Below are 12820 nucleotides of genomic sequence, written 5' to 3' on the forward strand. Positions count from 1 at the left end.
GAGCATCGCCACATTGAAATATCTTGCCTCTTTCCACACAACCCTGAAGGTTTCACGTTATCTGTTCAGAGCGCTGGCGGTATTGCTGTGGCTGCTGATTGCGTTTGTCTCTGTGTTTTATATCGTCAACGCGCTACACGAGCGGGAAGCCGAGATCCATCAGGAGCTCAATCTCAATGCCGATCAGGCCCAGCGCTACATTCAGCGTACGGCGGACGTGATTAAAGAGCTCAAGTATGTCGCCGGTAACCGGCTGTCGGCAGGGGATGCGGTAGCGCAAGGGCAAAGCGGCGATATTGCGATCCCCAGCTTTGAACCCCTGTATCCTGACTCCGACTGCAGCGCAATGAGTAGTGCATGGCGTAATTCGCTCCAATCGCTGGCGTGGTTTATGCGCTACTGGCGGGATAATTTTACCGCCGCCTACGACCTTAACCGCATCTTTCTTATCGGCAGCGATAATCTCTGTATGGCCAACTTTGGCCTGAGGGACGTGCCGATTGAGCGCGATCAGGCGCTGAAAGTCCTGCATCAACGCATTGAGCAATACCGCAATGCGCCGCAAAACGAGCGCGGCAACAACCTGTTCTGGATAAGTCAGGGCGTGCGCCCCGGGGTGGGCTACTTTTACGCCCTGACGCCGATCTATATGGCCAATCGCCTGCAGGCGATGCTCGGCGTGGAGCAGACCATCCGCATGGAAAGCTTCTTTACGCCGGGCAGCCTGCCGATGAGCGTGACGATCTTCGACGATAACGGCCAGCCGCTGATCTCGCTGGCCGGCGCGGAAGGCAAAGTCCAGAGCGAAGCGAAGTGGATGCAGGAGCGAATGTGGTTTGGCTACAGCACGGGTTTCCGCGAGCTGGTGCTGAAGAAAAGCCTCGCGCCGTCCTCCCTGAGCATCGTCTATTCCGTCTCGGTAGACCAGGTGCTGGAGCGGATCCGCATGCTGATCATCAACGCCATCGTTCTCAATATCCTCAGCGGCGCGATGCTGTTTGCGCTGGCGCGGATGTATGAGCGGCGCATTTTTATCCCGGCGGAAAATGACGCTCAACGGCTGGAAGAGCATGAGCAGTTCAACCGCAAAATCGTGGCCTCCGCCCCGGTGGGGATCTGTATTCTGCGCACCCTCGACGGGACCAACATTCTCAGTAACGAGCTGGCGCACAACTATCTGAACATGCTGACCCACGAGGACCGCCAGCGGCTGACGCAGATTATCTGCGGCCAGCAGGTCAACTTTGTCGATGTGCTGACCAGCAACCATACCAACCTGCAGATTAGCTTTGTCCACTCGCGCTATCGCAATGAAAACGTGGCGATTTGCGTGCTGGTGGACGTTTCCGCCCGCGTGAAGATGGAGGAGTCGCTGCAGGAGATGGCCCAGGCGGCGGAGCAGGCCAGCCAGTCGAAATCGATGTTCCTTGCCACCGTCAGCCATGAGCTGCGTACCCCGCTGTATGGCATCATTGGTAACCTCGATCTGCTGCAGACTAAAGCCTTGCCGAAAGGCGTCGATCGCCTGGTGACGGCGATGAACAACTCCTCGAGCCTGCTGCTGAAAATCATCAGCGATATTCTCGATTTCTCCAAAATCGAGTCCGAGCAGTTGAAGATCGAGCCGCGGGAATTTTCCCCGCGCGAGGTCATGAACCATATCTCCGCCAACTATCTGCCGCTGGTGGTGCGCAAGCAGCTGGGTCTGTACTGCTTTATCGAACCGGACGTTCCGGAACAGATGTCCGGCGACCCGATGCGTCTGCAGCAGGTGATCTCAAACCTGCTGAGCAATGCGATCAAGTTCACCGACACCGGCTGCATTATCCTGCACGTTCAGTGCGCAGGAGATTATCTGCAGATTAGCGTCCGCGACACCGGGGAGGGGATCCCGGCGAAAGAGGTATTGCGCCTCTTCGACCCTTTCTTCCAGGTGGGGACCGGCGTGCAGCGCAACTTCCAGGGCACCGGCCTTGGCCTGGCGATCTGCGAAAAACTGATCAGCATGATGGATGGCGATATCGCCGTGGAAACGGAGCCGGGAATGGGCAGCCGCTTTACCATCCGCATCCCGCTGTATGGCGTGCAGAACACGCCGCAGGTGACGGCGGACGGTTTCGCTGGCAAGACCTGCTGGCTGGCCATCCACAACACCTCGTTGGCGATGTTCGTCACCTCGCTGCTCAGCTATCACGGCCTGACGGTACGCCGCCATGCCGGAGAAACCCCGGACGCCGAGGATGTCTTACTCACTGACGATGAAGCGCTGAGCGGCTGGCAGGGAAGGGCGATGGTCATCTTCTGCCGTCGTCATATCGGTATTCCGCAGGAGCGGGCCGCCGGCGAGTGGCTGCATAGCGTGACGACGCCGCATGAACTGCTGCCGCTGTTGGGACGTATTTTCCACGTCGCGCTGGCCAGTGTGGAGAATAGCCGGGCGCTGATGGCGCCTGAGGCGCAGGTCGGCAATAACGACGACATGATGATTCTCGTGGTCGACGATCATCCGATCAACCGCCGCCTGCTGGCGGATCAGCTGGGATCGCTCGGCTACCAGTGCGTGACCGCCAACGACGGGGTCGACGCGCTCAACGTCCTCAGCAAGCAGCACATCGATATTGTGCTCAGCGACGTCAACATGCCTAATATGGATGGTTATCGTCTGACGCAGCGTATTCGTCAGCTTGGCCTGATGCTGCCAGTGATTGGCGTAACGGCCAATGCCCTGGCGGAAGAGAAGCAGCGCTGTCTGGAATCGGGGATGGACAGCTGTCTGTCCAAGCCGGTGACGCTTGACGTGCTGAAGCAAACGCTGACGGTATATGCGGCGCGGGTACGTAAAGGGCGGGAATAATGGGGAGCTCCGTCTCGCCGGGGCGAGACGGAGAGCGCGTCGGGATTACTCTTTGTCCGTCGAGCTCAGCGAGACGGAGGAGAGGTAGTTCAGCAGGGCGATGTCGTTTTCGACGCCCAGCTTCATCATCGCCGACTTTTTCTGGCTACTGATGGTTTTGATGCTGCGGTTCAGCTTTTTGGCGATCTCGGTCACCAGGAAGCCTTCGGCGAACAGACGCAGCACTTCGCTCTCTTTCGGCGACAGACGTTTATCGCCATAGCCGCTGGCGCTGATTTTTTCCAGCAGACGAGAGACGCTTTCCGGGGTGAATTTCTTCCCTTTCTGCAGCGCGGCCAGCGCTTTAGGCAGATCGGTCGGCGCCCCCTGCTTGAGGACGATCCCTTCGATATCCAGATCCAGCACCGCGCTGAGGATTGCCGGGTTATTGTTCATGGTCAGAACAATGATCGACAGATCCGGGAAGTGGCGCTTGATGTATTTGATCAGCGTGATCCCGTCGCCGTATTTATCACCGGGCATGGACAGATCGGTGATCAGCACATGGGCGTCCAGCTTCGGAAGATTGTTGATAAGGGCCGTGGAGTCTTCAAACTCGCCAACGACGTTCACCCACTCAATTTGCTCAAGTGACTTACGAATACCGAACAGTACGATCGGATGGTCATCGGCAATAATTACGTTCATAGTGTTCATGTATAAGGCTACCTTCTACAGCAAACTCTTGACGTAAGCGTCAATGTCGCTGATATATTTTTCTATGCCTTGCGCATCCTTTTCGCGAATCAGATGCTCAAGCGTTTCACATAACTGCTTGCCGGGTATCAGATTAAGCATAGCAAATGCCCCTTTGAGGCGGTGGGCGGTTTGCGCCAGAGCAGCAAAATCACCCGCTTCGTTTTCAGTATACAATCTCTGAACATCATCCGGTACCGTATCGGCAAACAGTGCGTAATAGCCGCTGGCATGGAGTTCGGCGTTACTCTCGTTTCCTGAGGTGGCGGGTTGAACCGCCTCCTCCGCCAGCTGCTGCTCAATAAGCTGCAGGATAGCCTCCTGCATCGCCGTGCTAATATTAAAGTTGACCCGCAGTTGGCCCGGGCCGATTTTGCGTATCCCAACCTCATCATCGCTTAAAAGCAAGCTCGAAGCAGTAAGATTAGACGGATTATCCGTTAAATACAGATCGAACGCTTGACTTGTCGCTCGATCGTCCGGCGTGATGCAGGACGCCCCCCAGCTCTCCAGCTGGCGGGTGACAATCCGCCGTACTTCGCTGGAGGTCACATCCAGCAGGACGATAACGTCATCCAGCAGATGTTCTCCCGCCTCTGGCGCCTCTTCGCTGGCCGGCATTTTCAGATGCAGGCTATAGCGAGTCCCCAGCGACTCCCGCGCTTTGATGGTCAACTGCCCGCCCAGCTTGCGCGTCATGCGGTCACATAACCAGAAGGTAAGGGCGTTCGCTTTGCCGTACAGATCGCTCTGAGTCTCATTGAGATACGGGAAGTGCATATTGTCGATCTCGTTTGCCGAGACCCCGTTGCCAGTATCCAGTATGCGGAAGGTCAGGCGATCGCTGGCCGACTCTTCCTGGCAGACGTCGAGGGTGATCTTGCCGATAGGCGTGGTGGTGATGGAATACTGGATCAGCAGTACCAGCGTGCGCCGCAGGGCTTCACGGTCGCCATAGCGTTGCTCGCCGGCAGGCAGCGCGTTATTGATAAGCAACTGCAGCCCCTTGCGCTTCATCGCCGGCAGCACCTCCGGTACGACGTCGTCGATCAGCTCCTGCACCGAGAACAGCGACTGGCTGGTTTTCCAGGCATCGCTTTCCAGCAGGTTGGCGAGCTGAATATCATCGATCAGTTTGACCAGCTCATCGGCATGCTGCGCCAGCATCCGGCTCTCCGCGCCGTCGAGCGCCGCTGCCTCAGCCGCCAGGTTAAGGGCTGGCTGCTTCAGGGCGCTGCCGATATGCCGCATAAAGGTCGTCCGGCCCTGCTGGTTTTTCTCATACAAGCGCTGGGCCTGTTTGAGCTTTTTATTGACCAGCACTTCGCGGTCCTGGTCTCGGATAATCAGGATCTGCGTGCGCGGCGCAACCTGGCTGCGATACTGGCGGATCTCATACTGTTCGTTGTTGACGGTGGCCTGGATCATCCCCTGATGCTGGTCCGCCATGTTAGTGATGTTCTGCAGATTCAGGTGCGGAAGCAGATGGTCGGCAATCGGGTTGCTGATCACCGTTCGGTTGGCTTCCTGATCGTGGACCAGCAGTCCCAGCGGCAGCAAAGAAACAATTTCTTCATTAAGGGCGCGCAGTAAACGCAGTTCGCTATTGGCGGCGGAGGGGAGCCCGGCGCCCGAGGTGCTGCTGCGACCTTTATAATTCCGGAAGGTCGTGAAACCGAACAGCGCCAGCGCCAGCAGGCCAATGTTAAGCAGCAGCGGCAGAAGAATGTTTTGCAGGGATTCCAGCAGCATGGTGCTCATCGGTACCGTCCACACTAACTGCATACCGGTGGTGCTGATGTCGGTGGCGATGTCAATCTGCATGCCGTTGAAGGTGATCCCGATATGATCGCTAGCCTCTTTCTCGGGGCTGGCGGCCACATTTTGCGTGGGATCAGGCTCGATACGAAAGCTATCCAGCGCCATGCCCGGCGGGATCAGATCGTTAATCGGCAGGTCGAAGGCGACTACCGTTGCCAGGTGTCCTGGCTGATTGAAGGTAGTACGTAACGTAAAGTAGTGCGCGTTCTGCCAGGCAAGATGGCGCAGCGGCGAGAAGGTCTCGCGCTCATCAAGGGTATTGGCCTGCAGCAGCATTTCCGCGCGCCGGGATTCCACCACGCTGCTGATCGTTGACTCTTTAAAGCTTGAGGAGAGGTCCTTCAACGGCAGGGTGGAGATAAGGAGCAGGCTATTGTCCAGCCCATTGAGATAGTACATCGACCACGGAATGGTCTCCGCGCCCCACAAAATATCCAGATAATCGGACATTTTCTGCGTCATCTCGAGGGTCGAACTGTCGTGGGAGCCAAAGATCAGGGCTTCGGTTTTACGCCGGGGCTTCTCCAGATAGTACACGTCCTGCTTTAAACGCGTCTCCTGCAGACCGCCGCTGGCGGTGTTGGCGGAGGTGGCGGCGATATTGTCGTAGATCTGCCAGGTGGCATAGCGCCAGGTATCAATGCGTTGGTGCAGGGCATGGGAGACATCAACTACCTGATAGCTCTTCTCTTTCAGCCAGGCATTGACGGCGCTTTGAATCATCACCCCCATCGTCGCCAGCAGGACAATAACCATCAAAATGAAGAAGCGGCTGATGTTGCCGGGGATCAGAGAGAATTTTTTCGGGGTCATCTTGTGGCTGAACGACTCATCATTGTTTGTAAACAGGATGTAGCGCCAGAGTAACTGGCAACAAAGCAGATGCTGCAGGCAGTATAAAGGCTAATGGCGTAAATCCATACTACAGATTGGTGCCAGCGGCGCGATACCGCCCAGGAATTATCTTAGAAACGAAGCGTAAATGAAACCGCGTCCGCAAGACTGACCAGTGACGATATTGACAGAAACAAAAGCCAGGAATCGCACGAAATAACAAGACATTGGCAGAATAAGCGCAAAAGACGGCCTAATTGATTGATTAATAGTCGTTAGGGAATCATTGGCTGTAGCACAGATAAATTAAAGTTGTGTAAAGAAGGGTAAAAAAAACCGGATGCGAGGCATCCGGTTGAAATAGGGGTAAACAGACATTCAGAACTGAATGACGGTAATAAATAAAGTTAATGATGATAGCGACTGTTATTTTAGTCACCGATGATCATTTTGTTTTACCATTCAGTGCTATAGGCTTAGTTTTGTATATCGTGTTGATTTTAAATGGCTAAATAATTTTTTTGATTATTAGTGCGTATTTCCCTGGCCATTTTGGGGTAAAAAAAAGTTCCGCCATATTTACAAATTGAAACATCTTGTGGGAACTTTGAAACATCTTAGAAGTTTTAGTATCATATTCTTGTTGGATTATTCTGCATTTTGCAGCACAATGAAATAGCCGACTGATTAGAAGGGTAATCAGTAAGCAGTGGCATAATAAAAGGCATATAACAAACAGAGGGTTAATAACATGAAAGTTAAAGTACTGTCCCTCCTGGTACCGGCTCTGCTGGTAGCAGGCGCAGCAAATGCGGCTGAAATTTATAACAAAGACGGCAACAAATTAGACCTGTACGGTAAAATTGACGGTCTGCACTACTTCTCTGACGACAAGAGCGTCGACGGCGACCAGACCTACATGCGTGTAGGCGTGAAAGGCGAAACTCAGATCAACGACCAGCTGACCGGTTACGGCCAGTGGGAATACAACGTTCAGGCGAACAACACTGAAAGCTCCAGCGATCAGGCATGGACTCGTCTGGCATTCGCCGGTCTGAAATTTGGCGACGCGGGCTCTTTCGACTACGGTCGTAACTACGGCGTAGTATACGACGTAACGTCCTGGACCGACGTTCTGCCGGAATTCGGCGGCGACACCTACGGTTCTGACAACTTCCTGCAGTCCCGTGCTAACGGCGTTGCAACCTATCGTAACTCTGACTTCTTCGGTCTGGTTGACGGCCTGAACTTTGCTCTGCAGTATCAGGGTAAAAACGGCAGCGTCAGCGGTGAAGGTACTTCTCCGACCAACAACGGTCGTGGCGCTCTGAAACAGAACGGTGACGGCTTCGGTACCTCTCTGACCTATGACATCTATGATGGCATCAGCGCTGGTTTCGCGTACTCGCACTCCAAACGTAACGGCGATCAGAATCGTTTGGATAAAGGCCGTGGCGACAACGCTGAAACCTACACCGGTGGTCTGAAATACGACGCCAACAACATTTACCTGGCGACTCAGTACACCCAGACCTACAACGCAACTCGTTTCAGCGGCAACGGAGAATCTGATTCTATTAGCGGTTTTGCTAACAAAGCACAGAACTTCGAAGTGGTTGCTCAGTACCAGTTCGACTTCGGTCTGCGTCCGTCCGTAGCTTACCTGCAGTCTAAAGGTAAGGACATCGAAGGTTACGGCGACCAGGACCTGCTGAAATATGTTGACGTTGGCGCGACCTACTACTTCAACAAAAACATGTCCACCTATGTTGACTACAAAATCAACCTGCTGGACGAAAACGATTTCACTCGTCGCGCTGGTATCTCTACCGACGACGTGGTTGCACTGGGCCTGGTTTACCAGTTCTAAGTTGCAAGCTGCATAACAAAAAGGCGCCTCCGGCGCCTTTTTTTATGTCCGGTTTAACCTCGCTGGTATACTCTTGTCGCCCTGGTAAGAGGAGCCTCGATTAATGGATATGACTTTCTTTCGCGCCGCGCTGTTGGGCGCCTGCGTACTCTTCTCTGGCTGCGATTCAGCCACCACTCCCGCGACACCCGCATCAACGGCCACCGTGCTGGATGGTAAAACAATGGGCACCTTCTGGCGGGTCAGCGTTATCGGCGTGGATGAGGCAAAGGCCCAGGCGCTGCGCGCCAAGGTTCAGGCCCAGCTGGACGCCGACGATCGCCTGCTGTCGACCTGGAAAAACGACTCGGCGCTGATGCGTTTCAACCACGCGGCGGATACCCGGCCCTGGCCGGTGAGCGAAGCGATGGCGGACATCGTGACCCTGTCGCTGCGGATTGGCGCCAAAACGCATGGCGCGATGGATATCACCGTCGGGCCGCTGGTCAATCTGTGGGGCTTTGGCCCGGATAAACAGCCGGTTGCCACTCCGGATGCGCAGGCGATCGCCGCGGCGAAAGCGCGCACCGGCCTGCAGCATCTGCAGGTTATCAATCAGAGCGGCAGGCAGTTCCTGCAAAAAGATATTCCCGATCTGTTTGTCGACCTCTCCACCGTGGGTGAAGGCTATGCCGCCGACCACCTCGCGCGCTTGATGGAGCAGGAAGGGATCTCCCGCTATCTGGTGTCGGTAGGCGGGGCGCTGGTCAGCCGCGGGATGAACGGCGAAGGCAAGCCCTGGCGGGTGGCAATCCAGAAACCGACCGACCGGGAAAACGCCGTTCAGGCGATTGTCGACATCAATGGTCACGGCATCAGCACCTCCGGCAGCTATCGCAACTACTATGAACTCGATGGCAAACGTATCTCGCACGTCATCGATCCGCAGACCGGGCAGCCGATAACCCATAAGCTGGTCTCCGTGACCGTCATTGCGCCAACGGCGCTGGAGGCGGACGGCTGGGATACCGGGCTGATGGTGCTGGGGCCGGAAAAAGCGCAGCAGGTGGTGCGCGAGCAGGGCCTGGCGGTCTACATGATCGTCAAAGAGGGGGAGGGCTTTAAAACCTGGATGTCGCCGCAGTTCCGTACCTTTCTCGTCGGCGAAAAAAATTAAAAAGCAAGATTGCGGGTTTTTTGCTGCGGGCTTTACCGCAGACTGAGGATACACTTACAGCAGGAGACCCGTGATGAAACCGATAGTTGCCGATACCGATGACCGCCGCTGGCAGGCGGTCTGCGAGCGTGATACCCGGGCCGATGGTCAGTTCGTCTTTGCGGTACTGACCACCGGCGTCTGCTGCCGTCCCTCCTGCCGCTCACGGCGCGCGCGGCGGGAAAACGTGCGCTTTTTTGCTGACGTCGCTGCTGCCGTGGCGGCGGGATTCCGCCCCTGCAAACGCTGCCAGCCGGATAAAGACTCTCCGCAGCAGCAAAGGATCGACAAGGTGGCGCAGGCCTGTCGGCTGCTGGAGCAGGAGGCGCCCCTGACCCTCGAGGCGCTGGCGTGCGAGCTGGCGGTCAGCCCGTTTCATTTCCACCGTTTATTCAAATCCGTCACCGGCATGACCCCGAAAGCCTGGCAGCAGGCGTGGCGCGCGCGACGCCTGCGGGAGGCGCTGGAGCAGGGGAAACCGGTGACCCGCGCCGCGCTGGCGGCCGGCTTTCCCGACAGCAGCAGCTATTATCGCCAGGCCGATGCCGCCTTAGGGATGACCGCCAGCCAGTTTCGCCGCGGCGGCGCCGCCACCGTGGTGACCTGGACGACAGGCGACTGTGCGCTGGGCCGCTGCCTGGTGGCGCAAAGTGAACGCGGCGTCTGCGCTGTGCTGCCGGGTGATAACGATGCTGCTTTGCTCGACGATCTGCGTCAGCGCTTTCCCCGCGCCGAGCTGCGTCAGGGCGACCCTGAGTTTCGTCGTCAGATGGCGGAGATTTTCGCCCACCTCGACGACAGCCGGCGGCCGGTGTCGCTGCCGCTGGATCTGCGGGGCACCGCGTTCCAGCTGCAGGTCTGGCAGGCGCTGCGGCAGATCCCGGCGGGGGAGACCCGCAGCTACCGCCAGGTGGCCGAGCATATTGGCCAGCCGCGGGCGGTAAGAGCCGTGGCCGGCGCCTGCGCGGCGAATTCACTGGCGGTGATCGTTCCCTGCCATCGGGTGGTGCGTGAAGATGGCGCGCTATCCGGTTATCGCTGGGGAACGGCGCGAAAAGCGCAGCTGCTGGCGCGCGAGGCGCAACGAGAGGAGGAGTAATGCTCGATCTGTTTAGCGATACCCCACCGTGGCAGGAGCCGCTGGCCCCCGGCGCGGTGGTGCTTCGCCGCTTTGCCCGCGAGCGTGCCCCAGGGCTGCTGCAGGCGATTGCCGACGTCGCCCGCCAGTCGCCGTTTCGCCAGATGGTCACGCCGGGTGGGTACACCATGTCGGTGGCGATGACCAACTGCGGCCGGCTGGGCTGGACCACCGATCGCCACGGCTACCTCTACGCCCCGATCGATCCGGTCACCCGTCATACCTGGCCGCCGATGCCGGCCGTGTTCCATGAACTGGCGCTGGCGGCAGCCGCGGCCGGCGGCTATCCGGGCTTTTCCCCCGACGCCTGTCTGATTAACCGCTACCAGCCCGGCGCAAAGCTGTCGTTGCATCAGGATAAAGATGAACAGGATCTACGGGCGCCGATCGTCTCGGTCTCCCTGGGCCTGCCGGCCATCTTTCAGTTTGGCGGGTTGCAGCGCAGCGACCCGCTGCGGCGGCTGTTGCTGGAGCATGGCGATGTGGTGGTCTGGGGCGGGGAGTCGCGCCTGTTTTATCATGGCGTTAAGCCGCTGAAAGCGGGCCATCATCCCGAGACCGGCGACTGTCGATATAACCTCACCTTTCGGCAGGCGGGCCGTCCCGGCGATTAAAATAAGAATTATTCTTGATGTCACCGGCGAGCCGTTTAAACTGCTGGCTGTTTTGCTTTTCCGGATAGCCTGTTATGGAACTTCTTTCTCTCGTCTGGCGCCAGTATCGCTGGCCGTTTCTGGGCGTTATTGCCCTTAGCCTGCTCAGCGCCGCGCTGGGTATCGGCTTAATCGCTTTTATTAACATGCGCCTGATCGCCACTGTCGATACCTCGCTGCGGGTGCTGCCGGAATTTCTTGGCCTGCTGGGGCTGTTAATGGCGGTGACCCTGGGCTCGCAGCTGGCGTTGACCACCCTCGGCCACCATTTTGTTTATCGCCTGCGCGGCGAGTTTGTGAAACGCATCCTCGATACCCAGATTGAACAGGTGGAGAAGATCGGCAGCGCGTCGCTGCTTGCCGGGCTGACCAGCGATATCCGCAATATTACCATCGCCTTTGTACGCCTCCCTGAGCTGGTGCAGGGGATCATTCTCACCTTCGGCTCCGCCGCTTATCTGGCCTGGCTGTCAGGAAAAATGATGCTGGTGACGGCCCTGTGGATGGCGCTCACCATCTGGGGCGGCTTTGTGCTGGTGTCGCGGGTGTACAAACATATGGCCAGCCTGCGCGAAACGGAAGATAAGCTCTATCACGACTACCAGACGGTGCTGGAAGGGCGCAAAGAGCTGACCCTCAACCGGGAGCGCGCGGAGTACGTGTTTAATCAGCTCTATCTCCCGGACGCCCGCGACTACCGGCATCACATCGTTCGCGCCGATACCTTCCATCTCAGCGCGGTCAACTGGTCGAATATTATGATGCTTGGCGCCATCGGGCTGGTGTTCTGGATGGCCAACAGCCTCGGCTGGGCCGATACCGCCGTGGCGGCGACCTACTCCCTGACGCTGCTGTTTTTGCGCACGCCGCTGCTCTCCGCCGTCGGCGCGCTGCCCACGCTGCTTAGCGCCCAGGTGGCGTTTAATAAGCTGCGCCAGTTCTCGCTCGCCCCTTACCGGGCGGATTTCCCCCGGCCGCAGCCGCAGGCTGACTGGCAGACGCTAGAGCTGCGCGATGTCACTTTCCATTATCCGGACCATCGCTTTGCGGTAGGGCCGCTTAACCTGACGCTAAAACGCGGCGAACTGGTGTTTCTGATCGGCGGCAACGGCAGCGGCAAGTCAACCCTGGCGATGCTCCTGACCGGCCTGTATCAGCCGGTTTCCGGTCAGATTCTGGTGGACGGCCAGCCGCTGGCGGCGGATAAACCGGAGGCGTACCGCAAACTGTTCTCCGCGGTGTTTACTGACGTCTGGTTGTTCGACCGTCTGCTCGGGCCGCAGGGCGAGGAGGCCGATCCGGCGCTGGTGGCAACGTGGCTGGAGCGTCTGCAAATGGCCCACAAGCTGCAGCTGGAAAACGGTAAGATCGGTGACCTGCGGCTGTCGAAAGGGCAGAAGAAGCGCGTGGCGCTCCTGCTGGCGCTGGCCGAGTCCCGGGATATCATTCTGCTGGATGAATGGGCGGCGGATCAGGATCCGCATTTCCGCCGCGAGTTCTACCAGGTCCTGCTGCCGCTGATGAAGCAGATGGGGAAAACCGTGTTTGCCATCAGCCATGACGATCACTACTTCCAGCACGCCGATCGCCTGCTGGAGATGCGTGCCGGGCAGCTGTCCGAGCTCACTGGCGAAGAGCGGGCGCAGGCCTCCCGCGATGCGGTGGCCCGCACGGCCTGATTCACGCTGCGCGCCCAGGGAAAGCCGGGCGCCGCTGAAAT

Annotated in this window: 8 protein-coding genes; 6 read left to right on the forward strand and 2 right to left on the reverse strand. The window is 57.8% G+C overall.

The window, feature by feature from the left end; genetic code table 11:
• The first annotated feature begins 13 nt into the window (after positions 1–13).
• Positions 14–2854: a two-component system sensor histidine kinase RcsC gene (gene rcsC, locus ACLH1I_RS01320; RefSeq protein ID WP_198079943.1), complete on the forward strand. Its 2841-nt coding sequence runs from the start codon at positions 14–16 to the stop codon at positions 2852–2854.
• 45 nt (positions 2855–2899) lie between these two features.
• Here rcsC and rcsB read toward each other — a convergent pair whose 3' ends face one another.
• Complete coding sequence (gene rcsB / locus ACLH1I_RS01325) at positions 2900–3550, reverse strand: response regulator transcription factor RcsB (protein WP_004201684.1); 651 nt, start codon at positions 3548–3550, stop codon at positions 2900–2902.
• 15 nt (positions 3551–3565) lie between these two features.
• Positions 3566–6223: a phosphotransferase RcsD gene (rcsD, locus tag ACLH1I_RS01330; protein ID WP_198079945.1), complete on the reverse strand. Its 2658-nt coding sequence runs from the start codon at positions 6221–6223 to the stop codon at positions 3566–3568.
• 772 nt (positions 6224–6995) lie between these two features.
• Between rcsD and ompK36 the strand changes: the two genes are divergently transcribed.
• The 5 genes from ompK36 (at position 6996) to ACLH1I_RS01355 (ending at position 12779) form a co-directional block, all read left to right on the forward strand.
• Entirely contained in the window at positions 6996–8114 is a 1119-nt protein-coding gene (ompK36, locus tag ACLH1I_RS01335; RefSeq protein ID WP_004149145.1) for a porin OmpK36, read from the forward strand.
• Positions 8115–8217: 103 nt separating this feature from the next.
• Positions 8218–9270, forward strand: a complete 1053-nt coding sequence (apbE, locus tag ACLH1I_RS01340; RefSeq protein ID WP_053810124.1) for an FAD:protein FMN transferase ApbE — start codon at positions 8218–8220, stop codon at positions 9268–9270.
• A gap of 73 nt (positions 9271–9343) precedes the next feature.
• Positions 9344–10408, forward strand: coding sequence for a bifunctional DNA-binding transcriptional regulator/O6-methylguanine-DNA methyltransferase Ada (gene ada, locus ACLH1I_RS01345; protein ID WP_017899301.1), 1065 nt, complete (start codon positions 9344–9346; stop codon positions 10406–10408).
• Positions 10408–11061 carry a DNA oxidative demethylase AlkB gene (gene alkB / locus ACLH1I_RS01350; RefSeq protein ID WP_198079947.1) on the forward strand — a complete coding sequence of 218 codons (654 nt, stop codon included), beginning with the start codon at positions 10408–10410 and terminating at the stop codon, positions 11059–11061. The genes ada and alkB overlap by 1 nt, the downstream gene beginning before the upstream one ends.
• Before the next feature lie 74 nt (positions 11062–11135).
• Complete coding sequence (locus ACLH1I_RS01355) at positions 11136–12779, forward strand: multidrug ABC transporter permease/ATP-binding protein (protein ID WP_049116727.1); 1644 nt, start codon at positions 11136–11138, stop codon at positions 12777–12779.
• The last annotated feature ends 41 nt before the right edge of the window (positions 12780–12820 follow it).

The sequence above is a fragment of the Klebsiella sp. 1SOBk10mer genome (assembly GCF_046602535.1).
GTDB lineage: Bacteria > Pseudomonadota > Gammaproteobacteria > Enterobacterales > Enterobacteriaceae > Klebsiella > Klebsiella quasipneumoniae.

Excerpts from the sequence above, each read along its gene's own strand:
- ompK36 (WP_004149145.1), top strand. The coding sequence starts at position 6,996 with ATGAAAGTTAAAGTACTGTCCCTCCTGGTACCGGCTCTGCTGGTAGCA.
- apbE (WP_053810124.1), top strand. The coding sequence starts at position 8,218 with ATGGATATGACTTTCTTTCGCGCCGCGCTGTTGGGCGCCTGCGTACTC.
- ACLH1I_RS01355 (WP_049116727.1), top strand. The coding sequence starts at position 11,136 with ATGGAACTTCTTTCTCTCGTCTGGCGCCAGTATCGCTGGCCGTTTCTG.
- rcsD (WP_198079945.1), bottom strand. The coding sequence starts at position 6,223 with ATGACCCCGAAAAAATTCTCTCTGATCCCCGGCAACATCAGCCGCTTC.
- alkB (WP_198079947.1), top strand. The coding sequence starts at position 10,408 with ATGCTCGATCTGTTTAGCGATACCCCACCGTGGCAGGAGCCGCTGGCC.
- ada (WP_017899301.1), top strand. The coding sequence starts at position 9,344 with ATGAAACCGATAGTTGCCGATACCGATGACCGCCGCTGGCAGGCGGTC.
- rcsB (WP_004201684.1), bottom strand. The coding sequence starts at position 3,550 with ATGAACACTATGAACGTAATTATTGCCGATGACCATCCGATCGTACTG.